This window comes from Xanthobacter sp. DMC47 (genome assembly GCF_056313845.1).
Map to the genome: position 1 here is coordinate 1,450,242 of NZ_JBQUZM010000001.1, position 26,475 is coordinate 1,476,716.

28 protein-coding genes are annotated in these 26,475 nt (G+C 66.8%); 20 read left to right on the forward strand and 8 right to left on the reverse strand.

What is annotated here, in order from left to right:
• Positions 1-4: 4 nt before the first annotated feature.
• The 5 genes from ACT54R_RS06695 (at position 5) to ACT54R_RS06715 (ending at position 6,179) form a co-directional block, all read left to right on the forward strand.
• A complete protein-coding gene (locus ACT54R_RS06695) occupies positions 5-799 on the forward strand; it encodes an electron transfer flavoprotein subunit beta/FixA family protein (protein WP_476324754.1) in 795 nt (264 codons plus the stop codon).
• Positions 799-1,770, forward strand: a complete 972-nt coding sequence (locus ACT54R_RS06700) for an electron transfer flavoprotein subunit alpha/FixB family protein (protein WP_476324756.1) — start codon at positions 799-801, stop codon at positions 1,768-1,770. The genes ACT54R_RS06695 and ACT54R_RS06700 overlap by 1 nt, the downstream gene beginning before the upstream one ends.
• 186 nt (positions 1,771-1,956) lie before the next feature.
• The gene (locus ACT54R_RS06705) at positions 1,957-3,672 is read left to right on the forward strand and encodes an APC family permease (protein WP_476324758.1); all 1,716 of its coding nucleotides are present in this window, start codon (positions 1,957-1,959) and stop codon (positions 3,670-3,672) included.
• A 19-nt stretch (positions 3,673-3,691) separates the two neighbouring features.
• Positions 3,692-4,831, forward strand: coding sequence for an aminomethyl transferase family protein (locus ACT54R_RS06710; protein ID WP_476324760.1), 1,140 nt, complete (start codon positions 3,692-3,694; stop codon positions 4,829-4,831).
• 268 nt (positions 4,832-5,099) lie between these two features.
• Complete coding sequence (locus tag ACT54R_RS06715; RefSeq protein ID WP_476324762.1) at positions 5,100-6,179, forward strand: helix-turn-helix transcriptional regulator; 1,080 nt, start codon at positions 5,100-5,102, stop codon at positions 6,177-6,179.
• A 14-nt stretch (positions 6,180-6,193) separates the two neighbouring features.
• On the opposite strand, the gene ACT54R_RS06720 is transcribed toward ACT54R_RS06715, so the two are convergent.
• Together ACT54R_RS06720 and ACT54R_RS06725 are read right to left on the reverse strand one after the other, a co-directional pair.
• On the reverse strand, positions 6,194-6,991 hold the full coding sequence (locus tag ACT54R_RS06720; RefSeq protein ID WP_168459301.1) for an IclR family transcriptional regulator: 798 nt from the start codon (positions 6,989-6,991) through the stop codon (positions 6,194-6,196).
• Positions 6,988-8,004 (reverse strand): 3-hydroxyacyl-CoA dehydrogenase, encoded by a 1,017-nt coding sequence (locus tag ACT54R_RS06725; protein WP_476324765.1) that lies wholly within the window; start codon positions 8,002-8,004, stop codon positions 6,988-6,990. Before ACT54R_RS06725 ends, ACT54R_RS06720 begins: the two co-directional genes overlap by 4 nt.
• Positions 8,005-8,357: 353 nt before the next feature.
• Between ACT54R_RS06725 and ACT54R_RS06730 the strand changes: the two genes are divergently transcribed.
• The 6 genes from ACT54R_RS06730 to pcaD all read left to right on the forward strand — a co-directional run bounded on the left by ACT54R_RS06730 (position 8,358) and on the right by pcaD (position 12,933).
• Complete coding sequence (locus ACT54R_RS06730) at positions 8,358-9,581, forward strand: ABC transporter substrate-binding protein (protein WP_476324767.1); 1,224 nt, start codon at positions 8,358-8,360, stop codon at positions 9,579-9,581.
• A gap of 118 nt (positions 9,582-9,699) precedes the next feature.
• Positions 9,700-9,975, forward strand: a complete 276-nt coding sequence (catC, locus tag ACT54R_RS06735) for a muconolactone Delta-isomerase (RefSeq protein ID WP_169124412.1) — start codon at positions 9,700-9,702, stop codon at positions 9,973-9,975.
• Between the two features lie 23 nt (positions 9,976-9,998).
• Complete coding sequence (locus ACT54R_RS06740) at positions 9,999-10,307, forward strand: YciI family protein (RefSeq protein ID WP_476324769.1); 309 nt, start codon at positions 9,999-10,001, stop codon at positions 10,305-10,307.
• Complete coding sequence (locus ACT54R_RS06745) at positions 10,304-11,023, forward strand: SDR family oxidoreductase (RefSeq protein ID WP_476324771.1); 720 nt, start codon at positions 10,304-10,306, stop codon at positions 11,021-11,023. Before ACT54R_RS06740 ends, ACT54R_RS06745 begins: the two co-directional genes overlap by 4 nt.
• A gap of 61 nt (positions 11,024-11,084) precedes the next feature.
• Entirely contained in the window at positions 11,085-12,119 is a 1,035-nt protein-coding gene (locus tag ACT54R_RS06750; RefSeq protein ID WP_476324772.1) for a cyclase family protein, read from the forward strand.
• A 19-nt stretch (positions 12,120-12,138) separates the two neighbouring features.
• Entirely contained in the window at positions 12,139-12,933 is a 795-nt protein-coding gene (pcaD, locus tag ACT54R_RS06755; protein ID WP_476324774.1) for a 3-oxoadipate enol-lactonase, read from the forward strand.
• 287 nt (positions 12,934-13,220) lie between these two features.
• On the opposite strand, the gene ACT54R_RS06760 is transcribed toward pcaD, so the two are convergent.
• Together ACT54R_RS06760 and ACT54R_RS06765 are read right to left on the reverse strand one after the other, a co-directional pair.
• Entirely contained in the window at positions 13,221-13,997 is a 777-nt protein-coding gene (locus tag ACT54R_RS06760) for a pirin family protein (RefSeq protein ID WP_476324776.1), read from the reverse strand.
• Positions 13,998-14,091: 94 nt separating this feature from the next.
• Positions 14,092-14,697 carry an FMN-dependent NADH-azoreductase gene (locus ACT54R_RS06765; protein ID WP_476324778.1) on the reverse strand — a complete coding sequence of 202 codons (606 nt, stop codon included), beginning with the start codon at positions 14,695-14,697 and terminating at the stop codon, positions 14,092-14,094.
• A gap of 111 nt (positions 14,698-14,808) precedes the next feature.
• Between ACT54R_RS06765 and ACT54R_RS06770 the strand changes: the two genes are divergently transcribed.
• A complete protein-coding gene (locus ACT54R_RS06770; protein WP_476324780.1) occupies positions 14,809-15,750 on the forward strand; it encodes a LysR family transcriptional regulator in 942 nt (313 codons plus the stop codon).
• 18 nt (positions 15,751-15,768) lie between these two features.
• Here ACT54R_RS06770 and ACT54R_RS06775 read toward each other — a convergent pair whose 3' ends face one another.
• From ACT54R_RS06775 to ACT54R_RS06785, 3 genes are all read right to left on the reverse strand, one after another.
• Positions 15,769-16,629, reverse strand: coding sequence for an SDR family oxidoreductase (locus ACT54R_RS06775; RefSeq protein ID WP_476324782.1), 861 nt, complete (start codon positions 16,627-16,629; stop codon positions 15,769-15,771).
• Positions 16,630-16,722: 93 nt separating this feature from the next.
• Complete coding sequence (locus ACT54R_RS06780; protein ID WP_476324784.1) at positions 16,723-17,286, reverse strand: TetR/AcrR family transcriptional regulator; 564 nt, start codon at positions 17,284-17,286, stop codon at positions 16,723-16,725.
• Between the two features lie 89 nt (positions 17,287-17,375).
• On the reverse strand, positions 17,376-18,023 hold the full coding sequence (locus ACT54R_RS06785) for a TetR/AcrR family transcriptional regulator (RefSeq protein ID WP_476324786.1): 648 nt from the start codon (positions 18,021-18,023) through the stop codon (positions 17,376-17,378).
• 118 nt (positions 18,024-18,141) lie between these two features.
• Between ACT54R_RS06785 and ACT54R_RS06790 the strand changes: the two genes are divergently transcribed.
• The 3 genes from ACT54R_RS06790 to ACT54R_RS06800 all read left to right on the forward strand — a co-directional run bounded on the left by ACT54R_RS06790 (position 18,142) and on the right by ACT54R_RS06800 (position 23,965).
• A complete protein-coding gene (locus ACT54R_RS06790) occupies positions 18,142-19,677 on the forward strand; it encodes an efflux transporter outer membrane subunit (protein ID WP_476324788.1) in 1,536 nt (511 codons plus the stop codon).
• A gap of 73 nt (positions 19,678-19,750) precedes the next feature.
• The gene (locus ACT54R_RS06795; protein ID WP_476324790.1) at positions 19,751-20,872 is read left to right on the forward strand and encodes an efflux RND transporter periplasmic adaptor subunit; all 1,122 of its coding nucleotides are present in this window, start codon (positions 19,751-19,753) and stop codon (positions 20,870-20,872) included.
• Positions 20,873-20,944: 72 nt separating this feature from the next.
• A complete protein-coding gene (locus ACT54R_RS06800) occupies positions 20,945-23,965 on the forward strand; it encodes an efflux RND transporter permease subunit (RefSeq protein WP_476326415.1) in 3,021 nt (1,006 codons plus the stop codon).
• 200 nt (positions 23,966-24,165) lie between these two features.
• Here ACT54R_RS06800 and ACT54R_RS06805 read toward each other — a convergent pair whose 3' ends face one another.
• Complete coding sequence (locus ACT54R_RS06805) at positions 24,166-24,432, reverse strand: cupin domain-containing protein (RefSeq protein WP_476324791.1); 267 nt, start codon at positions 24,430-24,432, stop codon at positions 24,166-24,168.
• A 22-nt stretch (positions 24,433-24,454) separates the two neighbouring features.
• Between ACT54R_RS06805 and ACT54R_RS06810 the strand changes: the two genes are divergently transcribed.
• The 5 genes from ACT54R_RS06810 (at position 24,455) to ACT54R_RS06830 (ending at position 26,409) form a co-directional block, all read left to right on the forward strand.
• Entirely contained in the window at positions 24,455-24,646 is a 192-nt protein-coding gene (locus ACT54R_RS06810; RefSeq protein ID WP_476324793.1) for a hypothetical protein, read from the forward strand.
• A gap of 92 nt (positions 24,647-24,738) precedes the next feature.
• Positions 24,739-25,314 (forward strand): DsbA family protein, encoded by a 576-nt coding sequence (locus ACT54R_RS06815; protein WP_476326417.1) that lies wholly within the window; start codon positions 24,739-24,741, stop codon positions 25,312-25,314.
• The gene (locus tag ACT54R_RS06820; protein ID WP_476324795.1) at positions 25,311-25,466 is read left to right on the forward strand and encodes a hypothetical protein; all 156 of its coding nucleotides are present in this window, start codon (positions 25,311-25,313) and stop codon (positions 25,464-25,466) included. Before ACT54R_RS06815 ends, ACT54R_RS06820 begins: the two co-directional genes overlap by 4 nt.
• Positions 25,467-26,300 carry a ferredoxin reductase gene (locus tag ACT54R_RS06825; protein WP_476324797.1) on the forward strand — a complete coding sequence of 278 codons (834 nt, stop codon included), beginning with the start codon at positions 25,467-25,469 and terminating at the stop codon, positions 26,298-26,300.
• Positions 26,212-26,409 (forward strand): 2Fe-2S iron-sulfur cluster-binding protein, encoded by a 198-nt coding sequence (locus tag ACT54R_RS06830; protein WP_476324799.1) that lies wholly within the window; start codon positions 26,212-26,214, stop codon positions 26,407-26,409. The genes ACT54R_RS06825 and ACT54R_RS06830 overlap by 89 nt, the downstream gene beginning before the upstream one ends.
• Positions 26,410-26,475: the final 66 nt, after the last annotated feature.

Here is a 26,475-nt window from a genome sequence, read left to right on the forward strand (position 1 = left end):
ACCCATGAAGATACTCGTGCCGGTGAAACGCGTCGCCTCGCTCGACGACGAGTTCGAGCTCAAGGACGATGGTCGCGACGTCGATCCCGATTTCTGCGAGTTCGACCTCAACGAATTCGACGAATACGCGCTGGAAGCGGCGGTCCAGATCAAGGAAGCCGCGCCCGAAGGCTCCGTCGAGGTGGTGGTCCTGACCATCGGCCCCGACGATGCCGACGACGTGCTGCGCAAGGCCTTGGCCAAGGGCGCCGACCGCGCCATCCGCGTGGACGATGCGAGCCTCGAAGAGGCGGATCGCGTGGCCATCGCCCGCGTGATCGCCAAGGTGGCGGAGAACGAGGAGCCCGGCCTCGTGCTGTGCGGCGCGCAATCCGCCGACCAGGGCCACGCCCAGACCGGCATGTCGGTCGCCGCGCTGCTCGGCTGGGCGCGCACGGCGGTGGTCTCGAAGCTCGACTTCACCCCCGGCGCCGCCACCGCTCAGGTGGAGCGCGAACTGGAAGGCGGTCTGGCGGAGCGCCTTGAGGTGGAAACGCCCGCGGTGCTCACCATCCAGCTCGGCATCAACACGCCGCGCTATGCCTCCCTGCGCTCCATCAAGCAGGCCAATGCCAAGCCCATCGAGTGCCTGACGCCCCATGACATCGGCCTTGCCGATGCCGAGATCGGCGGCGCCGGCGCATTGAGCCGGGTGCGGCGCGTCTTCGTGCCCGAGCGCGGGCGCGGCGAGATCATCGCGGGCACGCCCTCCCAGCAGGTGGCCCGTCTTCTTGAGATCATTTCGGAGGTGAACGGCTGATGTCCGGCATTCTCATCCTGGCCGAGCACCGGCGCGGCATCCTGCGCGACGCCACGCTGGAGGCCATCGGCGCCGCCGGCACGCTCAAGGCGGCCCTCGGCGGCCCCGTCGTCGTCCTCGTCATCGCGGCCGATCCCGCCCCGCTCGCCAAGGCGGTCAGCATCGGCGCGGTGGACGAGGTCATCACCGTCGCCCGTCCCGACGCGGCGACCTACGAGCCGCACATCTACGAGGCGGTGCTGCGCGCCGTCATCGCCCAGCGCTTGCCCGCGCTGGTGCTGATGCCGCACGGCGTGGACAGCTTCTCCCTCGCGCCCGCCGTCGCCATCGGCGAGGGCCTCGGCTTCGCCACCGACGTGTTCGGTGTCGCTGTCGAGGGCGGCGAGGTGATAGCGACGCGCGCCGGCTACAACGAGAAGGTCTTCGTGGAGATCGACTTTCCCGGCCGCACCGGCGTGCTCCTCACCCTGCGGGGCGGCGCCTTCGCGCCGGAAACGGCGTCCGCCAGCCCGACCGTATCCGCCCTTGATGTGGGCGACGGAAAGGCCCGCAGCAAGCACCTCGACTGGCGCGATCCGCCAGCGACGGGCGGCATCGACATTCCCGGCTCGCCCTTCATCCTCTCCATCGGCCGCGGGGTCGGGGACGAGGCGAACGTGGCGCAGTTCCTGGAACTGGCGGAGGGTCTCGGTGCGACGCTCGGCTGCTCGCGGCCCATCGCCGACAACGGCTGGCTGCCCAAGGCACGTCAGGTGGGCCAGTCCGGCCAGCTGGCGGCCAAGTGCAACCTTTACATCGCCATGGGCATCTCCGGCTCGGTGCAGCACCAGTGGGGCATGAAGCACGTGGAGAACATCGTGGCGATCAACAAGGACCCCGAGGCCTCCATCTTCACCATCGCCCGCTACGGCATCGTCGGCGACATGCTGGAGATCGCCGAGGAACTGCGGAAGCAGAAGGGCATCCAGTAGATCCAGCTGATACTCCGGGCCGGGACCGAGCGCCAAGTCGGTCCCGGCAGCCGACCCTTTCGATCGCATCCAGAGGCAAGAAGAGCGCGCGCCGATTTCATCGGAAGCGCCGCAAGGGTGACGACAACACCATCCGGGCCGGGCACGCGCGCCGTCGCCCCGAAGCACCGGGCAAGGGAGGACACCGTGACGACGATAACCAACATTCACGCGACAACGGAGGGTGACGGGAAGCTGCACCGCTCCATCAGCTGGACCGGAGCCTTCTGGGTGGCGAGCGGCGTTCCCGCGCTGGTGCTGTTCTCCATCGGCGGCATCGCCGGAACCACCGGCACGCTCTCCTTCCTCGTCTGGGCCATCTCCATCGGCATGGGCTTCATCCAGTCCTTCATCTATGCCGAGATCGCCGGCCTGTTCCCGAACAAGTCGGGCGGCGCCTCCATCTATGGCGCAGCCGCCTGGGTGCGCTACGTGAAGCTGGTGGCGCCGCTCTCGGTGTGGTGCAACTGGTTCGCCTGGAGCCCGGTGCTCTCGCTCGGCTGCTCCATCGCTGCCGCCTACATCCTCAACGCGTTCGCCCCCATCCCGGCGGTGAACAGCGCGGAGGTGGCGCAATGGATCGCCGCCCACGCCACGACCCTCACCGGCACCGATGCCGAGAAGGCCGCCGCGGCCGTTGCGGCGCTGACGCCGGCGGTGCGTGACTGGACGCTGCTCTCCCACGCCATCGGCCCCGTCTCCTTCTCGCTGAACGCTTCCTTCTTCGTGGGCGCAACGCTGATGCTGGTGGTGTTCGCCATCCAGCACCGGGGCATCATGGGCACCGCCAGCGTGCAGAAGTGGATCGGCCTCTCGGTCATCATTCCCATGGTCATCGTCGGCCTCGTGCCGATCCTCACCGGCAAGGTGGACTGGGGGAATTTCTCACCGCTGGTGCCGCTGGCCGCCGCCGGCGCGGCTGATCCCGGCAGCTGGAACATTCCGGGCTGGACGCTGGTGCTCGGCGGCCTCTTCATCGCCGCCTGGTCCACCTATGGCTTCGAGACCGCCGTCTGCTACACGAGCGAATTCCGCAATCCCGAGAAGGACACCTTCAAGGCCATCTTCTACTCGGGCCTCCTGTGCCTCGCGCTGTTCATCCTCGTGCCCTTCACCTTCCAGGGCGCACTCGGACTGACCGGAATGCTCGACCCCGCCATCGTGGACGGCTCGGGCGTCGCCCAGGCGCTGGCGCACATGGTGGGCGGCGGCAAGATCGTCGAGAGCGCCCTCGTGATGCTCATGATCCTCGCTTTGATGCTGTCCATCATGACGGCCATGGCGGGCTCCTCGCGCACCCTCTACCAGGGCGCCGTGGATGGCTGGCTGCCGCGCTTCCTCGACCATGTGAACGAGCACGGCGCACCGACGCGGGCCATGTGGACGGACCTGTGGTTCAACCTCGTGCTGCTCGCCATCGCCTGCGCCGATGCCACCAGTTTCTTCTTCGTGTTGGCGGTCGCGAACGTCGGATACATCATCTTCAACTTCCTGAACCTCAACTCCGGCTGGATCCACCGCATCGACTCCGGCCACGTCGCGCGGCCCTACAAGGCGCCTACCGTCCTCATCGTGCTCGGCACGGTCTTCGCCTTCGCCAATGCGGTCTTCATGGGCGCAGGCGCCAAGGTGTGGAACCCGGTGGCGCTGTGGGCGGGGCTGATTACAGCGGCGCTCATCATCCCGGTCTTCATCTTCCGGCACTACGTGCAGGACGGCGGCAAGTTCCCGCATGAGACCTTCGAGGATTTGCAGGTCGGCGACGGAACGAAGACGCAGAAGCGCGCCGGCATCCTGCCCTATCTCGCCCTCATCGCCGGCATCGCGGTGGTGATCCTCTCCGACCTCTTCTTCCACCTCTGATCCGCAAGGAACATGCAGGATGACACAGGGACTTTCCGCCTACTCCCGCCACTCGGCGCTGTCCGACCGCCACCGCGCGCTCGGCACCGCCTTCGAGGCGTCCTGGAACGACATGCCGGTGCCGCAGAACTACGCCACCGACACCTATGACGAGGTCATCGCGGTGCGCACCGCAGCCGGCCTGTTCGACGTCTCCGCGCTGCGCATCATCGATGTGGCGGGTCCGGAAGCGCTCGCCGTGTTGAACGAGACGTGCACCTCGGACATCTCGAAGATCGCGCCCGGCGGCTCCTCGCTCACCAGCGTGGTGGACGAGAACGGCTCGCTCATCGACGACGTGCTGATCTATTGCGACGGGCCGGACGCCTATCGCATCTCCCACGGCGGCGGTTCACTGGAGGACATCTTGCCGGGCATCGCGGCGGGCCGGGACGTGACCTTCACCAAGGACAACGACGTCCACATCATGTCCCTGCAGGGACCGAAGGCGCTGGATATCCTCGACGCGCATACGCCGTTCGCGCTGGAGACCCTGCCCTACTTCGGGCACCAGCGGACGACCCTGTTCGGCCGCCCCGTCTCCATCGCCCGTGGCGGCTATTCGGGCGAGCGGGGCTATGAGGTGTTCTGCGCGGCGGCGGATGCGGTCGCGCTGTGGGACGCCATCCTCGCCGCCGGACAGCCGTTCGGCGCGATGCCGGTGTCCTGGTCCTGCCTCGACGTGGTGCGGGTGGAAGGCGGCCTCCTGTTCTTCCCCTATGACATGCCGCAGGGCGACACGACGCCTTGGGAAGTCGGTCTCGGCTGGACGGTGGACCTGTCGAAGCCCGCCTTCCGCGGGCGTGACGCGCTGGTGCGCCGCAAAGGCCAGGAGCGGGTCGCGCAGGTGGGGGTGGAGATCGACCACCACGATGCCGTGGAGCCGGGCGCCAAGCTGTTCCTCAACGGCAAGGAAGTGGGCCTTCTGAACTCCACCGCCTACAGCCGCTACCTCATGCGTTCCCTCGCTCTCGCCCACGTGGCGCCGGACCTCGCCGCCTGCGGCACCGAGCTGGAGGTGCGCGGGGCCGACGGGACGTTCGCGGCGCGGGTCGTGAAGACGCCCTTCTACGATCCGCTGCGCCTGCGCACCCACCCACTTGAAGAACGCACGGCCTGAAACCTTAGCCACCTCAGGCCGTCGTGCCCCAGGGCTCTCTCCGGGCCTCCTCCGAGGAGCTTCCCCCCTGGGCGCCGCCGGAGAGCGTTCCGTCCCAATCGCGCTCTCCGGCACTTCTCCTTGGGGCCGGCTTCGGCCGGCCCCATTTTTCAAGCGAGCGCCCCATGGTCCATCCCCGCCGTCCGAAGAATTGCCAAGCGCCGGTGCTTCGGCTTAATTCGCCGCAACAAGAATGTCGCGATTGGCGAATCCATTGGGGCATGTTGCGATGGTCGACGCCGATCAACCCCGGCCCGCTGCCCAGCCTGCCCGCTACAGCGCCGTGCGTCTGAACAGCCCGGAATGGTTTGCGCGCGTGGGCGATGTGGCCCGCTCGATCGGCTCGGACCGCTTCCACCGGGAGCTGGTGGAACTCGCCGGTGCCGCCATCAACCACGATGCCTGCTGGATCATCCGCTATTCGCGCGTGGCGCCGCCGGATGTGCTCTACACCAAGGACGTGGCGAGCGACGTGGTCGCCTACTACAGCAACCTCTATTCCTCGGTGGACCCGTTCTCCGAATACTGGAGAACGAATGGCAGTCCCGGCGTGCTGATGCTGAACGACGTGGGCTCCCCGGGGCAGTCATGGGACATGTACCACAAGGTGTTCCAGACGCTCGCCAGCATCTCCGACGAGCTGGGGATGTTCTTCTCCACCGTCGGCCATTGCTGCTTCGGCCTGTTTCTGGAGCGGGAGACGGGGCGCTTCTCGCAAAAGGACATCGAGCGCGCACGGCTGATCTTCCCCATGCTGGAGGGCTTCCACCGCTCCCACCTCGGCGCCCTGTTCAATGACCTGCGCAACCCGCGCGGGACGCAGGTGGAGGGCTTCATCACCCGCCCCACCCTCATCGAGGACCGCTTCGGCGTGGATGTCTTCGCCAATGACGCCTGGCGTGACGCCGCCCGGCGCGCGCCTGCCCTCGCCGATGCGGTGGGGGCCCTGCGCGTGGCGCCAGCCGGGACGGTCCATGCCTCGGGCGCACTGACCGTGAAGGTCGAGATCTTCGACCGCGACTTCCCGCTCGCGCCGGGCGGACGCATGTATGTGCTCGATGCGCCGCAGCGCGGGATGGAGGACGACCCCGACCGCCTGCTGGAGGACGCCCTCGGCATCTTCACGCCGCGTGAACGGGAGATCCTGCTCCTGCTGATGAATGGCCAGACCACCGGCGAGATCGCCCAGAAGCTCAGCCTCAGCAAGGGCACCATCAAGAACTGCCGCTTGCGCATGTATCGCAAGACCGGTGTCGGCTCCGAGCGCGCTCTGGTCAAGCACGTCATGCAGTCCATCGGGGCGCGCTGAGGCACCGAAGACGGTTACTGCGGCAAAGCGGCGGAGATACGCTGGGCGGCGTCGAGCAGCACCGGCAGGAACTGCGTCCGCATGGCCTCGATGGAGGATCGGCCCTCATGGGTCGAGACATTGAGCGCCGCCAGCACCTCGCCGCGCCGGTTGCGCACCGGAACCGCGATGGAACGCAGGCCGAGTTCCAGCTCCTGGTCCACCAGCGCCCAGCCCTGCCGGCGTGCATTCTCCACCGCCTCTTTCAGGGCCACCATGGTGGCGACCGTGCGGGGCGTGCGCTTCTCGATCCTCACCCGGTCGTAGACCACCGCGAGCTCGGCCGGAGGCAGGCCGGCGAGCAGCACCCGACCCATGGAGCTGCAGAAGGCCGGCAGGCGCGAGCCGATGGACAGGCCGATGGTCATCACCCGCGCCGTGGGCACGCGGGCCACATAAACGATGTCGTCCCCGTCCAGCACTGACAGGGAGCAGGATTCCTGCAGCGTGTTCACCACGTCGCGCATCACCGGCTGCGCCACCTCCCACATGGGGAGGGAAGAAAGATAGGCGAAGCCCAATTCCAGCACCTTGGGGCGGAGCGCGAAGAGCTTTCCGTCGGTCTCCGCATAGCCCTCCCGCACCAAAGTGAGCAGGAAGCGGCGGGCGGCGGCGCGGGTCAGGCCGGTGTGCTGGGCCACCTCGCTGAGCGTCATGCGGGGCTTGTACTGGCTGAAGGCGCGGATCACCTCGAGGCCGCGCACGAGGGACTGGACATAGTCCTTGTCCTCGCCCGCCGCCCCGGCGCGCTCCAGCACCTCGCCCGTCGTCATGCCCCCTCCCGCGAACCGCCGTCAGCGGTCGATCCATCCGGAGCATTATAGGGGGCATCCTGCGCCTGCCCAGCCGCCCTGTTCTCGGCGGCGCGGGCTGCCATCAGGCGCTCGTCCCGCCAAGCGACGCGGGCCTCCCAGTCTTCCAGCGGCAGCAGCGCCCGGCGCTCGGCCGTCGCGCGGGCGACGAGGGCATCGCTCCACCCTTCCGGCTGGCCGCGCTCCGCCCCCATCTGCCGGTAGCGCTCGCCCATGCGCTGGGCATGTTCGGCAAGTCCGCCGCGATAATTGAGATCCGACGTCTCGAACGGCCCAACGATGGACCAGCGCAGACCGAGGCCGGACGTCATCACCTTGTCGATGTCGGTCACGTCCGCAATGCCCTGTTCCAGCATCCAGTAGGCTTCGCGCAGCACGGCGCCTTGCAGGCGATTGTAGATGAAGCCGTTCACCTCGCGCTTCAGCACCACCGGCACCTGCCCGGCGCGCGCCATGAGGGCGCGGGTGCGCTCGGCGGCGGCGGGATCCGTGAAGGGGGCGGGCACGATCTCCACGATGGGAAGAAGATGGGGTGGATTGGCCGGATGGGCCACGAGGCAACGCGCCCGCCCCGGTAGGCCATCCGCGAATTCGGAGGCCGGCAGCGAGGAGGTCGAGCTGGCCAGCACCGCATCGGGGGGCGCCATCTCGTCCATCGCGCGAAACAGCTCCATCTTGAGGTCCAGCCGCTCGGGCACGCTCTCCTGCACATGAACGGTGCCGGCGAGCGCATCGGCAAGGGTCTCGACCACCCGCACCCGGGCCATCACCTCCCGTGGCGCTTCGTCGAGCAGACCATGGGCCGCGAGTGCGGCGAGGCGCTCAGCCACGGCGGGCAAAATCCCACGACGCACATCCGCGGAGGCGTCGTGCACCCGCACCTCGATCCCCGCCCGGGCAAATACGATGGCCCAGCCCACCCCCATGCTGCCACCGCCGACCAGGGTGACGGGACCGCTCCGGCCTTCGCTCATACGGGCCTCGATTTGTGCGTAACTGACATCATTAGTTCGTAATGCGAACAATTTTGAAAGGCAAGGCGCGAGTTTCCGGCGGCTGCGATCGCGGTCAGGCGGTCCGGTACCGAGCCTCGCGGCATCGGCGAAACTGTTCGATCGCGGGCCCTTGTTCGCAGGTGCAGCATTTAATCTGCTTGACGGCAGAGGTGACGAGGCCGTACCAAATTACACACAAAATGTGCGCTATTCGCACAAACCTAGCTTCGATGATGGCGTCGCGAAATTCCCCCTTCCGTGATGCCGCGCCCACCCAGACGCCCCGACCGGCGGTCCTGTCCGTCGCCTGATTTCAGTCCTCAGGAGGAAATATGAAGACCAAGGCCCTCGCGGTGCCCTTCGCTGCCGCGCTTCTCGCCAGCGCCATGATGGTAGGCCCCGCGGCCGCCCAGTATGCCGGCGGCGGCGTGAAGATCGGCGTGCTCACCGACATGTCCGGCGCCTACTCCGACCTCGCCGGCTCGGGCTCGGTGGAAGCTGCGAAGATGGCCATCGAGGACTTCGGCAAGCCCATCAACGGCAAGCCGGTGGAACTGGTCTCCGCCGACCACCAGAACAAGGCGGACATCGCATCCGCCACCGCCCGCAAGTGGTATGACACGCAGGACGTGGATGCCATCTTCGACATCAACGGCTCCGTGGCGGCGCTCGCGGTGCGCGAGGTGGCCAAGGAGAAGGGCAAGGTCGACATCAATTCCGGCGCGGCATCCATGTCGCTAACCAACAAAGCCTGCTCGCCCACCGGCCTGCACTGGACCTATGACGTCTATTCGCTGGCCGCCGGCACCGGCAACGCGCTGGTGAGCGAAGGCTTCAAGACCTGGTACTTCATCACCGCCGACTACACCTTCGGCCACGATCTGGAGAACCAGGTGGCCAAGATCGTGAAGGAGAAGGGCGGCACGGTGAAGGGCTCGGTGGCCCATCCCTTCGGCACGTCCGACGTCTCGTCCTACCTGCTCCAGGCGCAGGCTTCGGGCGCCAAGATCATCGCCATGGCCAATGCCGGGTCGGACACCATCAACACCATCAAGCAGGCGCGTGAGTTCGGCATCACGCAGGGCGGCCAGACGCTCGCGGCGCTGCTGTTGTTCCTCACCGACATCCACTCGGTGGGCCTCGACGCCGCCCAGGGCATGGTGCTGACCACCGGATTCTACTGGGACACGGACGACAAGACCCGCGCCTTCTCCAAGCGTTTCGCCCAGCGCATGAACGGCAAGATGCCCACCATGGTGCATGCCGGCGTCTATTCCTCGGTGCTGCACTATCTGAAGGCCGCCGAGGCCGCCGGCACCGACGAGGGCGAGAAGGTGATCGCCAAGATGCGCGAGCTGCCCATCGACGACATGTTCGCCAAGAACGGCAAGATCCGTCCCGACGGCCGCATGGTCCACGACATGTATCTCGCCAAGGTGAAGTCCCCCAAGGAGTCCAAGGGCCCCTGGGACTATTACGAGATCGTCCGCGTGATCCCCGGCGATGAGGCCTTCCAGCCGCTGAGCGAGAGCACCTGCCCGCTGGTGAAGAAGTAAGTCTCGCGCGCGTCGGCCTCTCCTCCCGGTCCGGCGCGCCCCCGGGCGCCTGCGCGCACTTGCAGCGCGGGCGCCCGGGGTCTTCCCTCAGCTCCGCGCAGTTCAGAAGGCGAAGCCCATGCTGTTCCATGTCGAGATGCAGGTGAACATCCCCCACGACTTCCCGGCCGAGAAGGCCGACGCCATCAAGGCGGCGGAAAAGGCCTATGCGCAGGATCTCCAGCGGCAGGGCAAGTGGGTGCACCTCTGGCGCATCGCCGGGCGCTACGCCAACGTCTCCATCTTCGACGTTTCGAGCGTGGACGAACTGCACACGCTCCTCTCCTCGCTCCCGCTCTTCCCCTTCATGGACATCAAGGTGACGCCCCTGGCGCGCCACCCCTCCGCCATCTGAAGCCGCCCCGGAAGGACCGCCGCATGCCCTACATGATCGAGACCTTCGACAAGCCCGGCACGCTGGACCTGCGCGCGCAGGTGCGCGACACGCACCTCGCCTTCCTGGAGGCGCACAAGCACCTGCTGCTCGCCTGCGGCGCAAAGCTGGACGACGACGGTAACGCAGCCGGCGGCGGCCTTTATGTGGTGGCGCTGGAGACGCGGGCGGAGGCAGAAGCCTTCATCGCCGCCGACCCCTTCTTTACCGCCGGGTTGTTCGAGCGCGTCCAGATCCAGCGCTGGCGCAAGGCCTATGTGGACGGCGTCTGCTACCTGCCGGAGGCGAAATGAGCGCGCGCACCCTCGTCACCGGCGGATCGAGCGGCATCGGCCTCGCGGTGGCGCGGCAGGAATTGGCCGCCGGTCGCGCCGTGGTGGTGCTGGACCGCGAGCCGCCCCCCGCCGACCTCGACGCCCGCTTCGTGTCCGTCAACCTGATGGATGAAGCCGCGACCGCCGCAGCGCTCGCGGAAGCGCTCTCGCTCGGCCCCGTCACCCGCCTCGTGAACAATGTGGGCATGGTGCGGCCCGCAAGCCTCGACGACACCAGCGCCGAGGATTTCGCTGCGGTCATGCGGCTCAATCTCGGCGTCGCCATTCAGGCCACGCAGGCGCTCCTCGCTGGGATGCGGGCGGCGCGCTTCGGGCGCATTGTCAACGTGTCGAGCCGCGCCGCCTACGGCAAGGAGCTGCGCACTGCCTATGCCGCCAGCAAGGCGGGGCTCATCGGCGCCACCCGCACGTGGGCGCTGGAACTGGGCAGGGACGGCATCACCGTGAACGCGGTCGCGCCCGGCCCTATCGCCACGCCTCTGTTCACCGCCGCCAACCCGCCCGACGCGCCGCGCACCCGTGCCATCGTGGAGGCCATCCCCGTCGGCCGCATGGGCACGCCGGAGGATGTGGCGCAGGCGGTTTCGTTCTTCCTCTCGGACGAGGCGGGCTTTATCACCGGCCAGACACTGCCGGTCTGCGGCGGCATCACGGTGGGCAAGGGCGCAGTCTAGGTCCGTCGGCTCCGGCGTCTTCGCTCAGGCGCCGCGCGGGCTGCATCTAAACGGAGACAGCATGACGTCCAATCCCCGCTGGACCCGCCGGCCGGAAGGCTCCACCTGGGGCGATTTCGGCCCGGACGACGAGCTCGGCCGTCTCAACCTCATCACCCCCGAAAAGGTGCGCGCCGCGGTTGCCGAGGTGAAGGAGGGCCGCACCTTCTGCCTCAGCCTGCCCCTCGACCGCCCCGGCGGCAACGTGCTGAACGTGCGCCGCGTGCCGCCCGTGCTGAAGCCCACGGGCACCGAGGACGCGCCACGCTTCAACGCGCAGCTGTGCGTGGAGGATGCGAGCCTTGTGGACGTGGTGAGCGACGACAAGGTGGAGATCTGCCTGCAATATTCCACCCAGTGGGACAGCTTCGCCCATGTCGGCGCGCTCTTCGACGTCAGCGGCGAAGGCCGGCCCGAGCCTGTCTATTACAACGGCTTCCGCGCCGGCATCGACATCGTCGGTCCGCGCGACGCCGAGGCGCGCGGCATCGCCTCCGGCGCGCACCGGCTGGGCATCCACAACACCGCCGTCCACGGCGTGCAGGGCCGCGGCGTGCTGGTGGACTTGCTTTCCCTCTTCGGCCGGGAGCGGCATCTCGTCGGCTACGACGACCTCATGCGGGCCATGGACGCCCAGGACGTGACGGTGGAAGAGGGCGACATTCTCTGCCTCTACACCGGCTTCACGCAGGTCGTCATGGAGATGGACGGCGTCCCAGACGGCGCGGTTCTCGCCCGAAGCTGCGCTGCTCTCGACGGCCGGGACGCGCGCCTGCTGCAATGGATTTCGGACAGCCGCATCGCCGCTCTCGTCGCGGACAATTATGCGGTGGAGCATCTGCCGGCGAAGCGCCTCGCCGCAACGACGCAGGCCGCCATGCCGCTGCACCACCACTGCCTGTTCCGGCTCGGCGTGCCGCTGGGCGAATTGTGGTGGCTCGCCGATCTCGCTGCCCATCTGCGCGCCGCCGGCCGCAATCGCTTCCTCCTCACCGCCCCGCCGCTGCGTCTGCCCGGTGCCGTGGGCTCGCCCGTCACCCCCATCGCCACCGTGTGATCTTCCGCAGGAGACCCGGATGCCCTTTATCGCCGTCGACGGCCGCACCATCCATTACGCGCTTGAAGGGGCGGAGGGCGCGCCGGTGCTGCTGCTCGCCAATTCGCTCGGCACCAGCTTCCTGGTATGGGACGCCGTGATGCCGGCGCTCCTCGCCCGCTTTCGCGTGCTGCGCTACGACATGCGCGGCCACGGCCTCTCCGACGCCGCGCCGCTGCCCGACGAGAACACCGGCTATTCCATCGCCGCCCTCGCCGGCGATGCCTTGGGGCTGCTCGATGCGCTGGGCATCGAAAAGGCCCATGTGTGCGGCCTCTCCATCGGCGGCATGGTGGCCCAGCATCTGGCGGCCCATGCGCCGGGGCGGGTGGATCGGCTCGTCCTGTGCGACACCGCCATGCAGATCGGCCCCGCCACTGTCTGGAACGAGCGCCTTGCGGGAATCCGCCGCGACGGCCTCGCCGCCATCGCCCCCGGCGTCATGGCCCGCTGGTTCACCGACGGCTTCCGCGAACGGGTGCCCCACATCGTCCGCGGCTACGTCAACATGGTGTCCCGCAACACCTTGGAAGGCTACGTAGGCTGCGCCATGGCGGTGCGCGATGCCGACCTCACGGCCTCCGCCGGCCGCATTTCTGCGCCGACCCTGGTCGTGGTGGGCGACAAGGACCCCTCAACCCCGCCCGCCTCCGCCGAGGCCATGGCGGCGGCGATTCCCGGCGCCCGGCTGGAGGTGATCGCAGACGCCTCGCACATCCCGTGCGTGGAGCAGCCGGACGCGCTCGCCCGCCTGCTGATCGCTCATCTGGCGTGATGACAAGCCATTGATTTTGCGAGAGTGATTTTGGCGCGGGGGAGCTGGAGGGATATCAAGCGAATTCGAAGGCGTGAGCTAGCCGAGCAGCCGCGTCCGAGCGGATTTCAACCAATGCGGACCCCGCAGACATATTCGGGCATCACGTCCACAGACCAGTTGAGCGCCGCTTCCGCCTCCGACTCATTGACGCGGAACTTGCCACCCGGAAACCAGTCGTCGCCGAATTCCCTGAAGAGCGAAGAATAGATGTAGACGTTCTGCCCCGGACCAAGCTTAACTCGCTCTCACGACCGGCGCTGGAGCGATCCCATCTCGCCGCGCCGGTAGCGGGAGATCGCATCCTTGACCTCGTGCGGGTGGTTGAGAATGAACGGCCCCTCCGCATGGCAGGGCTCGTCGATGGGAGCGCCGGACAGCACGAGCACACGCGCGGCTCCCCGCGCCGAGAACCGGACGACATCGCTGCCCGAAACCGAGATGACCTGTCCGGCGTCGAGATGAAGCGTCTCGCCACCCGACCGGGCCGTCACGGTGTCACGGGCATAGAGCAAGGTGCAGTTGGCCGGCACCAGATCCAGCTCCAGCTCGGTACGGATGGTGAGGTCGAGCAAACGGAAGGGCTCGGCCGGGACGAGCGGCGATGCGACGTTCCGATACGTCCCCGCGAGGACGCGCACCACGTTGCAACTATCGTCGCTCCATCGCGGCACGTCGTCCCCCTGCAGCCAGAAGGTTTGGGGCGGGAGCGACTTGTTCTCGGCACGCAGGTTCACATAGATCTGCGCGCCGTGCAGCGCGCGGCCCGCATCCTGCGGCGTCTCTTCGTGCAGGGCGCCCCGCCCGGACTGGAGCCAGACGAGCCCGCCCGCGCCGACCACGAGATCGTTGCCCAGCGAATCCCTACTGCGCAGCGCGCCTTCCGAATCCTCGAAGAGATAGGTGATGGCGGAGAAACCCGCGTGCGGGTGCGGCCCGAAAGGGCTTCCCGACACGCGGAAGTCGTCGAGTAGGCGAATGGGGGAGCCGCCGGGGTCCAGTTGATCCACGTCGAAATGCACCATGGAGAGACTGGACATCCCATGACGGACACCGCTCAACGGGGCAGAAAACGCCGACACTGGCTCCTCCTCTCACTGGCTCAGGGTCGGGTCCGCGTCACGCCGCGAGGGCGTGCGCCTGCCGGATCGCGGCATCCACCGCGTTCGCTTTCGCCTCAGGGCCCATGGCCACGCCCTCGGCGCGCACGAAGGACACGTCGGTAATGCCAAGGAAGCCGAAGAAGGCTGTGAGGTAGCTCTCCTGGTGGTCCAGAGCCGCCATGGGCGTGCCGGCGCTGAACACGCCGCCGCGGGTGGAGGCGACGATCAGCTTCTTGCCGCCGGCAAGGCCTTCCAGTCCCTTTTCCGAATAGCGGAAGGTCACGCCGGCCACCGCCAGACGATCCATCCAGGCCTTCAGCTGGGACGGAACGGAGAAATTGTACATGGGCGCGCCGATGACGATGACGTCGCTGGCGAGAAAGTCCGCGAGGGCGCCCTTGCTGGCTGCCACGTCCGCCTCAAGGGCTGGCGGCACCGGGGCGCCCTGCGCCGCGCCGAGGTGAGCGGCGGTCAGGTGGGTCAGGGGCGCGGTGGCAAGGTCGATATGGGTGACGGTGGCGCCCGGCGCCACCCGCTGCAGCGTCGTGACGATCTCGGCGGTGAGCTGACGGCTGATGGAGCCTTCCGACAGGATGCTCGAATCCACATGCAGGATCTTCATGGGGTCTCTCCACGGGGCAGCAGAATGCTGCGCGTGGCAAAGTCGGTACGCTTCCGCCGCTTATCCGCGTAGCCTATAAAATTCGATGATTAGTATCGATGGAGCAGATGGATGCTCGATGCGCTTTCGCTCGACCAGTTGCGCACATTCATTGCCGCGGCCGACACCGGCAGCTTCTCCGCCGCCGGGCGGCGCATTGGGCGGGCGCAGTCCGTTGTGAGCCAGGCCATCGCCACTCTCGAGACGCAGCTTGCCGTTCGCCTGTTCAGCCGTGAAGGCCGCTACCCGCAGCTGACGGCGGAAGGCCGTGCCCTGCTGCAGAAAGCGCGGGAAGTAGTCTCGGGCATGGACCAGCTGAAGGCGCAGGCGAGAGGTCTGTCCTCCGGTCTTGAGCCGGCGCTGGCCGTGGTCATCAACGTGATGTTCCCCTCGAACATCCTCGCGGCCGCTGTCAGCGCTTTCCAGGTCCAGTTCCCCGATACGCCGCTGCGTGTGGCGGTGGAGGGGATGGGTGCGGTGATCGAGCCGGTGCTCGATGGCGGGTTCGACTTCGGCGTCCGCGGGCCCTTGGCGGCGACCCATCCGGACCTGCACTCGGAGCGCATCCTCGGCATCGAGTACCGCATGTTCGCCGCCCCCCAGCACCCACTCGCGCAGTACGGCGGCCCGATCCCGGCGCGCGCGTTCGCAAAGCACCTGCAGCTCGTGCTCAGCGACCGCTCAAGGCTGACCGAAGGCAAGGACTTCCGGGTGATGTCGGAAAAGACGTGGCGCATATCCGACCTCGGCGCCAAGCACGCTTTCCTGAAGCAGGGCGTCGGATGGGGCGGCATGCCCGTGCACGCGGTGCAGGATGATCTGGACACCGGCCGGCTCGTCCAACTCGAGCCCGAGGAAAACGACCTCACCACGCGCATGGCGATGTCCGCCTTCTATCGCGCCGACCAGCCCCCCGGACCCGCAGGCCGGTGGCTGATCGAGCAGTTGAAGGCGCAGGGGGCGCACGCCTGCAGAGAAGTCGAGGACCGGCGTGCAGGGTCGACCCGGGATTGACCCGCGGCGTCTTGTTTCTCAGCCGCGGGGCAGGCCGGCCAGAGCCTCGGAAACCGCTTGCGCAAGCGTGGTCGTCGGACGGCCGATAAGGCGTGCCAGAACGCCGCTGTCGTCGTGCAGGACGCCGGTTGAGACGTCCTTCGCCTCGACTTCGGCGACCAGCGCCGCGACCTCGGGAGGCAGGCCGGCTTGGGCGAGAACGGCCGCGTGCTCCGCCTGCGTCAGGTTGCGATAGCTGAACGGCTTGCCGGTCTGGCGGGCGACTTCCGCGGCGAGGTCATCAAGGCGGTAGGCCTTGTCGCCGGCGAGCTCGTGGGTCTGGCCCTCATGTCCCGGGCTGGTCATGACTGCCGCCGCGGCCTCGGCGAAATCCTGGCGCGAGGCCCAGGAGATGAGCCCCTCTCCGGCGCTGCCCGCCATGGCGGAATACGGCAGGGACGGCGGAATCGCGATCGTGTGGTTTTCCCAGTACCAGCCATTGCGCAGGATGGTGAAGGCGAGGCCGGAGGCCTTGATCTGCCGCTCCGTCTCGACATGGTCGCCGGCAAACCAGTGGGACCATCGGTCCGCGTGGAGCAGGCTCGTATAGACGAGGCGGTGGACCCCGGTCTTCTTTGCGGCGGCGATGACGTTGGCATGCTCTTGCTGGCGCGTCTGCATTCCGTTGGACGAAATCAGCAGGAGCGTGTCGATGCCCTTAAGGGCGTCATCCAGTATCGACGGCACGAGGTAGTCGGCGGCCCGGACCTCGACCCCAAGGTCTCCGGCCTTCGCGGGATCGCGCACCAGAGCGACGATATCGGAAGCCGGGACCCTCTTGATTAGGCTGGCGACAGCCTTGCGGCCGAGCTGGCCGGTGGCGCCGGTGACTGCGAACATGAATATCTCCCGCGAGATAAGCGTACGCACGTGTACGTTTATTTTCGTACAATGATGTACGGATATCGCGAGCGCAAGAGGTTCATGTCGCGGTCATGCTGGCTTGGCTGGCCCCTCGATCTCCCGATCGGTGCCGAAGCCCATGACCACCAGACGGAGCCTTTTTTCGATGGCCTCCGCCCGGCTGTGCTCGCCATCCAGGCGCCAGCCAAACGCAATCATGCGGCAAGCCAGGAGGACCTCAGCCTCTGTCAGCGTCGGTCGGACGACGCCATCGGCTTTCGCCGTGGCAAGAGGGATGCTGATGACATCTCGCAGCAGGTCGGCCGGCGAGCAGGCCTCGGCTGGGTCGGCGGTGCCCTGCAGGGACGAGGCGAAGGCGTGATAGAGGTCGCTCACTTCGATCAGCCGACGCATGACCACGAAGATGCCGAGAGAGCCGTCCGTCCGGATCTCGTCTTTCAAGGCCGATATCTCGTCATCAAGGACAGCCTTGAACAGATCGGCGCGGTCCACGAAGTTCCGGTAGAGCGTCCCTCGTGTAATCCCCGCGCGTTCCGCGATCAGTTCGAGCGGAACATCATGGCCCTGCTCCCGCATGGTGGTCCGGGCCGCTTCGATCAGGCGCCTTCTGTTCTCCAAAGCATCCTTGCGCAAGGCCGTTTCTTCCCCCAGCGGCGCCTCGAAGTCGGCTTACCCCTGTTCGCAGGCCGACGTCCTGTTTCATCCATACATGGTTCGGGCGCTCAAGGCTTCGGCTCCGCCTTGTAAAAGTCGAGGAACATCGCGATGCCGCTCTCGATCAGGCGATCGGACGCGCGACTGCTCGGGGAAGGGAACCCAAGGGCACCGGACAGCTTGATGTCCTCTGTGACGAGCGCGAGAAACTGGTGCGCCGCCAATTCGGCGTCGGGAATTCGCAGGCGGCCAACGTCGCCCAGCGCGCCTAGATAGGCGGCGATCTGGTGGATCGCGGCACCTGGCCCTTCATCATAAAAAACCTGAGCGAGACGGGGAAACCTGGGCGCGACCGGGATCAGGATACGAAAGATGTCGAGCCCCTCTCGATGCGCGAAGATGCGGCGGTAATTGGTCGCCACCTTGTGCAATTCCTTCGAGACGGCGGCGCTCTTCGGGTCGGGCCTGTAAAGGTCGGCGTTCACCGCCCGGCACTCGACCCGGATCAGCTCCTCGAAAAGGGCGGCCTTGTTGGAAAAGTGCGCATACACAGTCGCCTTCGACAGAGCGCCGACGCGCGCGATCGCATCCATGGTGGCGCCGTCGTAGCCGGCCTCCAGGAACACGGCGCGGGCCGCCTTGAGGGCCTCCTGGGCCTTGGGCCTCAGGCTGTTCGACTCATGCGGCACAAGGGATGAAGCGTTGCATTCCGACATGCCCTCAACTTAATCGAACTGTACGGTTCAGTCCATATTGACTCGCGATTTATCTGGTCTTACCCGTATGCTGAACTGAACGGTTCGGTTCAGATTTCTATCCGGGATGCCGCCACCCATGCGAGACCTGTCTGCCCTTTCCCGGCGCGCGCCCTGCCTCAAGGGAGGCGTCTTCGTCGCGTCCCTGCTGCTTATGAACGGCTGCATGGTGGGGCCGGATTTCGAGGCGCCCGATGCACCGCACGTCAGTGGCTACCTCCCCGAAGGCACGCCCCGCCCCACCACGTCGGCCGATGTCCATGGCGGAAGCAGCCAGGTCTTTCTTCGGGGGCGCGATCTCCCCGGCGACTGGTGGCGGGTGTTCCGCAACAAGCAGATCGATGCCTTCGTGGCAGAGGCCATACGCAACCATCCGGACGTCGCCGCCGCCCAGGCGGCACTTCGGGCGGCGCGCGAAAATGCGCTGGCGGGAGAGGGCTCCCTGTTCCCGCAGGTGTCTGCGAGCGGCAGCGCCACCCGACAGGTTACCTCGCTGGCGAACCAAGGCGAGAGCGGCAACACCAGTCCTTACAATCTCTACAATGCCTCGGTCAGCGTCAGCTATGTGCTCGACGTGTGGGGCGGGACTCGCCGGAATGTCGAGGCTCTGGAGGCGCAGGCCGACTACCAGCGCTTCCAGCTGGAAGCGACCTATCTCAGCCTCACCGCCAATGTGGTGACGGCGGCCATCACCGACGCTTCCCTGCGCGCGCAGATCGAGGCGACCAACGACATCATCAAGTCGGAGCAGGAACAGCTCAAGCTTGTCCAGCGCCAGTTCGAGCTGGGCGCGGTGGCGCAGTCGGACGTGCTCTCCCAGCAGTCCAACCTCGCCCAGACCCAGGCGACCCTGCCGCCGCTGCAGAAGCAGCTCGCCCAGCAGCGCAACCAGCTCATGGCCTATCTCGGCCGCCTCCCGAGCCAGGACCGGGGCGAGCATGTGACCCTCGCCAGCCTCACCTTGCCGCGCGATCTTCCGGTCAGCGTTCCGTCCGCTCTGGTGCGCCAGCGACCCGATATCGGCGCGGCAGAGGCGAGCCTGCACAAGGCCACCGCCACGGTGGGCGTGAATGTGGCCAACATGCTGCCGCAGGTTCAGCTCTCGGGTAGCTACGGCCGGGCCGGCCTTACCCCGGACAGCCTGTTCTCTCCCGGCACGGCGGCATGGAGCATCGCGGGCAGCGTCGCACAGACGGTTTTCGACGGCGGGACGCTCTACCACGACAAGGAATCCGCGGTCGCGAGCAACGAGCAGGCGTTGGCACAATACAAGAGCACAGTCATCACCGCCTTCCGCGACGTGGCGGATTCGCTGCGCGCCATCGAGGCCGATGCCAGCACGCTGAAGGCCCAGCTCGCCTACGAGAAGGCGGCACAGGAGAGCGTGAAGATCTCCCGCACCCAGTATCTGGCCGGCGCAGTCACCTATCCCTCGGTGCTCACCGCCGAGCAGAATTTCCAGCAGGCGGTGGTGGCACGGGTGAAGGCGCAGGCCGCCCGCTTCACCGATACCGCGGCGCTGTTCCAGGCCCTGGGGGGCGGCTGGTGGAACCGGGTGGACCAGACGGCGCAGGCCGAGCCCCGCACCAACGCCGGATACTTCCAGGATCACTGAGCGGGCTGCAACGCCCCTCGCGAGCGCGCCCTCAAAACGCCCCCTGCGCCGCAGCCGCAAGAAGAGACTTCAGATGAAGAAACGGATGATCATCATGCTGGCCGCCGTCGCCCTGGTTTTCGGGGCGCTCTACGGTTTTCAGCTCTTCAAGGCGAGCATGATCAAGCAGGCGCTGGCCTCGCTGCGCGACCCGCCACAGACCGTCGCCACCACGGTGGCTGCCCTCGCGCCCTGGCAGTCCACCGTCAAGGCGGTGGGCAGCGTCCGCGCCGAGGCGGGCGCCGACCTTGCGCTGGAAAGCTCCGGCACGGTCGCGAAGATCAATTTCAAATCCGGCGACGAAGTGCGCGAGGGACAGGTCCTCCTTCAGCTGCGCGACGAGCAGGAGGTGGCCAATCTCGCAGCCCTGAAGGCGACGGCGGATGTCAGCGCCATCATCCTCAACCGCGACCAGGAACAGCTGAAGATCCACGCGGTGAGCCAGGCGACCATCGACAGCGACACCGCCAACCTCAAGAAAGCGCTGGCCCAGGTGGCCGAGCAGCAGGCTGTGGTGGACAAGAAGACGCTGAAGGCGCCCTTCTCCGGCCGGCTCGGCATCCGCTCCGTCGATCTCGGCCAGTATGTGAGCGCGGGCACGACGGTGGTGACGCTCCAGTCCCTCAATCCCATCTTCATCGACTTCTACCTGCCGCAGCAGGCGCTCGCCGAGGTGAAGGCCGGGCAGACGGTGAAGGCCACGGTGGACACCTATCCCGGCCAGGGATTCGAGGGCACGGTGACGGCCATCAGCCCCAAGGTGGACGTCACCTCTCGCAACGTGCAACTGCGCGCCGAATTCAGGAACGACGACCACCGCCTCACCCCCGGTATGTTCGCCACTGTCGAGGTCGCCGTCGGGACGCCGGACGCGTTCGTGACCGTGCCGCAGACGGCCATCACGGCCAATCCCTACGGCGACATCGTCTTCGTCGTGGAGAAAAAGGAGGGTTCGGCCACGGGCTTCGCCGCGCGTCAGGTATTCGTGAAAACGGGCGCGACGCGTGGCGACCAGATCGCCGTCCTCTCCGGCATCAAGGCGGGCGAGGAGATCGTCGCAGCCGGGCAGATGAAGCTGCACAACGGCTCCCAGATCAGCGTGAACAATGCGGTGATGCCGACGAACGACTCCGCTCCCTCCATCGTCGATCGCTGAGCGGAGGCGCCCGTGTCATCCTTCACCGACATCTTCATCCGCCGGCCGGTGCTGGCGATCGTGGTCAGCCTGATGATCCTGGTGCTCGGCCTGCGGGCAATGAGTTCCATGCCCATCCTGCAGTATCCGCGCACGCAGAATGCCATCGTGACCGTCTCGACCACCTATCCCGGCGCCGATCCGGACGTGGTGGCGGGCTTCATCACGACGCCGCTGGAAAATGCCATCGCCCAGGCGAACGGCATCGACTACATGACCTCCACCAGCACCACCGGGACCAGCACCATCACCGCCAACCTGCGGCTCAACTACGATACCGGCAAGGCGCTCACCGAGATCAACACCAAGGTCAATTCGGTGCTCAACCAGTTGCCCTCCGGCACGCAGCAGCCGGTGCTGACGGTGAAGGTGGGGCAGACCATCGATGCCATGTATATCGGCTTCCGCAGCGACGCCATCGCCGGCAACCAGATCACCGATTACCTGATCCGCGTGGTGCAGCCGAAGCTGCAGGCGGTGCAGGGTGTGCAGACGGCGGAATTGCTCGGCAGCAAGACCTTCGCCATGCGCGCCTGGCTCGATCCCATCCGCCTCGCGGCCTATGGCGTGACCGCCTCGGAGGTCTCCACCGCGCTCACCCGCAACGACTACATTGCGAGCCTCGGCAACACCAAGGGCCAGATGGTGCAGGTGAACCTCACCGCCTCCACCAGCCTGCACAATGTGGAGGAGTTCCGGAACCTCATCGTCAAGGAGGCGAACGGCGCCATCGTGCGCCTGAAGGACGTGGCCAACGTCACCCTTGGCGCCGACGACTATGATTCCGCCACCATGTTCGACGGGAGGGAGTCGGTCTATATCGGCATCCAGATCGCTCCCACCGCGAATTTGCTCGATGTCATCAAGGGCGTGCGCGCGGTGCTGCCGGACATCGAGAGCCAGCTGCCCACCGGGCTTTCCATGGGCGTGATCTACGACTCCTCCGCCTTCGTGAATTCCTCCATCGAGGAGGTGATCCACACACTGGTGGAGGCGCTCGCCATCGTGACGCTGGTGGTGTTCGCCTTCCTCGGCTCCTGGCGCTCGGTGCTCATCCCGGTGATCGCGATCCCGCTGTCGCTGATCGGCACCTTCCTGATGATGCTGGCGTTCGGCTTCAGCATCAATCTGCTCACGCTGCTGGCCCTCGTGCTCGCCATCGGCCTCGTGGTGGACGACGCCATCATCGTGGTGGAGAGCGTCAACCACCACATGGAAGAGGGGATGAGCGCGCGTCAGGCTGCCTTCGCCTCGGCCCGGCAGCTCGCCAATCCAATCATCGCCATGACCGTGGTGCTGATCGCGGTCTATGTGCCCATCGGCTTCCAGGGCGGGCTCACCGGCGCCCTCTTCACCGAATTTGCCTTCACGCTGGTGGGGGCGGTGACGATCTCGGCGGTAGTGGCTCTGACCCTGACACCGATGATGTCCGCCTACATGCTGAAGCCGGTGGACCATGCAGGCGGGGATCTCGAATCCCGCATGGTGCTAGCGGTGGATCGGGTGATGGGTGCGGTCACCGCCGCCTACTCCCGCTCGCTGACGGGCGCTCTCAACTACATGCCTGTCACCGCCGTGTTCGCCGGCCTCGTGCTGTGCAGCGTCTACTGGCTGTACGGCACGGCGCAGAGCGAGCTGGCGCCGGAGGAAGATCAGGGCATCATCCTCGCCCAGAGCATCTCCGCCCCCAATGCGACCCTGCAGCAGAAGCTGCTCTACAACCGGCAGACCTACGAGACCTTCGCCAAACACCCCGAAACCGAGACAGTGTTCCAGGTGGAGAGCACCGGGACCAGCATCGCAGGCTGGGTGCTGAAGCCCTGGGACGAACGCAAGGCGACCACCAAGATCCTCCAGCCGATGATCCAGCAGGAGCTGAACGCCATCGCCGGCCAGAAGATCGTCGCCTTCCAGACATCGCCTCTACCCGGCTCGAACGGCCTGCCCATGCAGATCGTGATCGGAACTTCCGACGGCTTCGACAAGCTCAATGAGGTGGCCGCGAAGTTCATGCAGGAGGCTCTGGACACCGGCCTGTTCATCTTCCTCAACAACGATCTCAAGATCGACCAGCCGCAGGCCTCCATCGTCATCGACCGGGAGAAGACCTCGCTTCTCGGCCTCTCCATGAGCGATGTAGGCGGCGCCCTCTCCTCGCTGTTGGGCGGCGGCTATGTGAACTATTTCAGCCTGGACGGGCGGTCCTACAAAGTCATCCCGCAGGTGAAGCAGGACGCGCGGCTCAATACGGACCAAGTGCTCGACTATTACATGCGCATGAGCGACGGGACCATGATCCCGCTGTCGACGGTGGCACGCATCGAGACCAAAACCGTGCCGGAATCCCTCAACCACTTCCAGCAGGTGAATGCCGCCACCATTGCCGGCGTAGTCGCGCCCGGGGTGACCACCGGCGATGCCATCACGGCGCTGAAGGATCTCGCCAAGCGCACCCTGCCCACGGGCTATACGCTCGATTTCGGCGGCGCCTCGCGGCAATATGTGCAGGAGAGCGGTGGTTTCGTCACGACGTTCGCGTTTGCGCTGATCGTGATCTTCCTGTCGCTGGCCGCACTGTTCAACAGCTTCCGCGACCCGGTAGTGATCCTGCTGTCGGTGCCCATGTCGCTCGCCGGTGCGTTGCTGTTCATCAGCGTCGGCATCGGCGGGGCGAGCATCAACATCTATACCCAGGTGGGACTCACCACGCTCATGGGTCTCATCAGCAAGCATGGCATTCTGATGCTGGAGGTGGCGAACGAGTTGCAACTCGAGGGCAAGTCCAAGCGCGAGGCCATCATCGCGGCGGCCACGCTCCGCCTGCGGCCCATTCTGATGACGACGGCGGCCATGGTGCTCGGCGTCCTCCCGCTGATCTTCGCGTCCGGCGCGGGCGCGGCCTCGCGCTTCAATCTGGGCCTCGTCATCGCCACCGGCCTCGCCATCGGAACGCTGTTCACCCTCTATGTGGTGCCCACCGCCTATGTCTTGATGGGCCAGACCCACCGCCGCGAGGAAGCTGAAGGGGCGGCTGCTCCGGCCGCCGCCCAATAGGCACGCTCGGAAGCGCTCGGCTGATATCGGCCCAGCATCCCGTCGAGCTGGCGCCGAAGAATCGGCACACCCATGGAGCATGGTGACGGAGCGCTCTCGGTCTCCATCAATGGGCTTTCGCTATTGAGCGATGCTCTTTGCCTCCGGCCAGCGCGCCGCCCGGAATGCGGCCTCCGGTGTCGGCGGGGGCTTGAGCAAGATCAGCCCTCGACCGGCGCGGGGGCGGCAGTATCGACGCTCAGGGATACGACCACCAAGACCTCCGCCCGCCTGGTCCCGACGCTGCGCAAATCGTGGCGCTCCTCGCCGTAGAAATAGAGGCAGTCCCCCTTTTCCATGAGCAGTTCCTCGGTGCCCAGCTTCACGGTGATGCTGCCCGAAACCACGAACACCATTTCCTCGCCCCCGTGATGCGCCCAGTGGATTAGCGCGCTCGCCTGGACCTTCGCCGCCCTTCCCAACGCCATCTCGTTCTCGCTGGTGGGCGTGGTGATCGCCGAGTTCGTCGGCACCACGACGGGCATGGGCTACCTAATCGTGTCCTCCCTCTCGACGCTCAACGCCAACGAGATGTTCGCAGCCATCACCGTGCTGGGGCTCGTGGGCATCGCCCTCGTCTCGCTGGCCGAACGGCTGGCGCGCCGCCTGCTGCGCTGGTCGCCCCAGTTCAACGAACGCTGAAATGAAGACCTCCGGAGACCCGAAATGACCGCGGATGCCATCGACTATTACTTCTGGATCAACTCGGACTGGGCCTATTCGGAAACCCCCGCCTGAAAGCCATGGGCGATCGCTACGGCCTGCCCATCAATTACTATCCCGTGGACATCGGCGCCGTGTACGCCCGGACCGGCGGCATCAAGCTGCCGCTGCGATCCAAGGAGCGGCGCGACTACCGCCTCCTGGAGATGCGCCGCTTCCGCGACATTCTCGGCATGCCCATCACTCTCGAGCCGAAGCATATGACGCAATCGGTGGAGATCCCTTCCCGCTTTGCCATCGCCGCCATGCAGATGGACATCCCGCCGCACGATCTCGTCCATGCGATCATGACCGCGCTGTGGGTGGAAGAGAAGGACATCGAGGACGCGGCGACCCTCGTCGCCATCGCATCCGGCCTCGGCCTCGACGGCGAGGCCATCCTTGCCCGCTCGAGGACCAAGGAGGTGGCGGAGCAATACTACCGCAACACGGACGAGGGCATCGCCAACAGCATGTTCGGCGCGCCGTTCTACGTCTTCCGGGGAGAAGCCTTCTGGGGGCAGGACCGGCTCGACATGCTGGATGACACCATCGCCCGCGCGCTCGGCAAGCCGGGGGTGTTGCCGGGCCTGAAGGTGGCGTCGTGATCGGCCGCATCGGGGCCGGACCCCGCCTTTCCGCCGCCACCGCCTTTACCGGGAAGGCCATCTTCGACCCGCTCATCAACCGCTCGGGCCTCAACTGCCGCATTCTCGCGGGCGGCGTGGTGCGGGTCGGCAACACGGTGCGGAGTCTCTAGATGGCGCCGCATTGCATCCGCACCGTGGTCGCCGCCCGCAGCGATGCGGGCGGCGACGTGGTCTCGTTCGTGCTGAAGGATCCGGAGGGCTGGGACCTGCCGCCCTTCCGCCCGGGCGCGCACCTCGACCTCTACCTGCCAGACGGACGCGTGCGCACCTATTCCCTTGTCAACGATCCCGCCGAGAAGGACAGCTTCGTGATCGCGGTGAAGCACGAGCCGGCCGGGCGCGGCGGCTCCCGCTTTCTCTGCGAAAGCCTGAAGGCGGGCGACGAGATCGGCGTCGGCCTGCCACGCGGCGGACTTTCGCTGGCGCCTGATGCGCAGATTTTCGTCGCCGGTGGCATCGGGGTGACGCCCTTTCTCTCCGCGGCAGCAGCGCTCCTGCGGGTGGGACGCACCGATTTCCGCCTTCATGTCATCTCACGCGGCCCGCCGCCGCTCGCCGACCGGCTGGCCCCACTGGTTGCGGCGGGCGTCGCCGAGCTTCACGACACCAGCACAGGTTGCCGCCCAGCGCTCGGCCCCCTCCTTTCCGGCAATACTACGCAGGCGGTCTCCTGCTGCGGCCCGGAAAGCCTGATCGCCGCCTTCGAGGCGGCTACCGCCGGCTGGCCGGAGCACCTCGTCCATGTGGAGCGCTTCGTTCCGCCTCTTCTGGTGGCCCCCCCCCCCGGAGGCCCGGCCCTACACACTCGTCCTCGCCCGCTCGGGTGCCGAGATCGAGATGGAGGCAGGTGCCAGCATGCTGGATACGCTTACGGCACGCGGCATCTCCATTCCCAGTTCCTGCTGTGGCGGCATCTGCGGGCTCTGCAAGATCGATTGGATTGAGGGCGAGCCGCTGCACCGCGACCGCGCCCTCAGCCCCGAAGAACGCCGGAGAAGCCTCCTGGCCTGCGTCGCGCTCTCGGCGAGCCCCTGCCTCGTCTTGGACTTATGATCTCCGATAGGGAAGCGACCGACCTCCCGGACGGCCGAGCCCGGATCAGGCAACGATCTCCTACAA

What these genes read in the sequence shown, in the direction of transcription:
- ACT54R_RS06720 (WP_168459301.1), bottom strand. Translation starts at nt 6,991, where the DNA reads ATGACGACGGGCGAGGTGCTGGAGCGCGCCGGGGCGGCGGGCGAGGAC.
- ACT54R_RS06790 (WP_476324788.1), top strand. Translation starts at nt 18,142, where the DNA reads ATGCGAGACCTGTCTGCCCTTTCCCGGCGCGCGCCCTGCCTCAAGGGA.
- ACT54R_RS06830 (WP_476324799.1), top strand. Translation starts at nt 26,212, where the DNA reads ATGCTGGATACGCTTACGGCACGCGGCATCTCCATTCCCAGTTCCTGC.
- ACT54R_RS06795 (WP_476324790.1), top strand. Translation starts at nt 19,751, where the DNA reads ATGAAGAAACGGATGATCATCATGCTGGCCGCCGTCGCCCTGGTTTTC.
- ACT54R_RS06710 (WP_476324760.1), top strand. Translation starts at nt 3,692, where the DNA reads ATGACACAGGGACTTTCCGCCTACTCCCGCCACTCGGCGCTGTCCGAC.
- ACT54R_RS06695 (WP_476324754.1), top strand. Translation starts at nt 5, where the DNA reads ATGAAGATACTCGTGCCGGTGAAACGCGTCGCCTCGCTCGACGACGAG.
- ACT54R_RS06800 (WP_476326415.1), top strand. Translation starts at nt 20,945, where the DNA reads ATGATCCTGGTGCTCGGCCTGCGGGCAATGAGTTCCATGCCCATCCTG.
- ACT54R_RS06760 (WP_476324776.1), bottom strand. Translation starts at nt 13,997, where the DNA reads ATGGTGCATTTCGACGTGGATCAACTGGACCCCGGCGGCTCCCCCATT.
- ACT54R_RS06745 (WP_476324771.1), top strand. Translation starts at nt 10,304, where the DNA reads ATGAGCGCGCGCACCCTCGTCACCGGCGGATCGAGCGGCATCGGCCTC.
- ACT54R_RS06730 (WP_476324767.1), top strand. Translation starts at nt 8,358, where the DNA reads ATGAAGACCAAGGCCCTCGCGGTGCCCTTCGCTGCCGCGCTTCTCGCC.
- ACT54R_RS06740 (WP_476324769.1), top strand. Translation starts at nt 9,999, where the DNA reads ATGCCCTACATGATCGAGACCTTCGACAAGCCCGGCACGCTGGACCTG.
- pcaD (WP_476324774.1), top strand. Translation starts at nt 12,139, where the DNA reads ATGCCCTTTATCGCCGTCGACGGCCGCACCATCCATTACGCGCTTGAA.
- ACT54R_RS06715 (WP_476324762.1), top strand. Translation starts at nt 5,100, where the DNA reads ATGGTCGACGCCGATCAACCCCGGCCCGCTGCCCAGCCTGCCCGCTAC.
- ACT54R_RS06805 (WP_476324791.1), bottom strand. Translation starts at nt 24,432, where the DNA reads ATGGCGTTGGGAAGGGCGGCGAAGGTCCAGGCGAGCGCGCTAATCCAC.
- ACT54R_RS06775 (WP_476324782.1), bottom strand. Translation starts at nt 16,629, where the DNA reads ATGTTCGCAGTCACCGGCGCCACCGGCCAGCTCGGCCGCAAGGCTGTC.
- ACT54R_RS06765 (WP_476324778.1), bottom strand. Translation starts at nt 14,697, where the DNA reads ATGAAGATCCTGCATGTGGATTCGAGCATCCTGTCGGAAGGCTCCATC.
- ACT54R_RS06750 (WP_476324772.1), top strand. Translation starts at nt 11,085, where the DNA reads ATGACGTCCAATCCCCGCTGGACCCGCCGGCCGGAAGGCTCCACCTGG.
- ACT54R_RS06770 (WP_476324780.1), top strand. Translation starts at nt 14,809, where the DNA reads ATGCTCGATGCGCTTTCGCTCGACCAGTTGCGCACATTCATTGCCGCG.
- catC (WP_169124412.1), top strand. Translation starts at nt 9,700, where the DNA reads ATGCTGTTCCATGTCGAGATGCAGGTGAACATCCCCCACGACTTCCCG.
- ACT54R_RS06825 (WP_476324797.1), top strand. Translation starts at nt 25,467, where the DNA reads ATGGCGCCGCATTGCATCCGCACCGTGGTCGCCGCCCGCAGCGATGCG.
- ACT54R_RS06700 (WP_476324756.1), top strand. Translation starts at nt 799, where the DNA reads ATGTCCGGCATTCTCATCCTGGCCGAGCACCGGCGCGGCATCCTGCGC.
- ACT54R_RS06725 (WP_476324765.1), bottom strand. Translation starts at nt 8,004, where the DNA reads ATGAGCGAAGGCCGGAGCGGTCCCGTCACCCTGGTCGGCGGTGGCAGC.
- ACT54R_RS06785 (WP_476324786.1), bottom strand. Translation starts at nt 18,023, where the DNA reads ATGTCGGAATGCAACGCTTCATCCCTTGTGCCGCATGAGTCGAACAGC.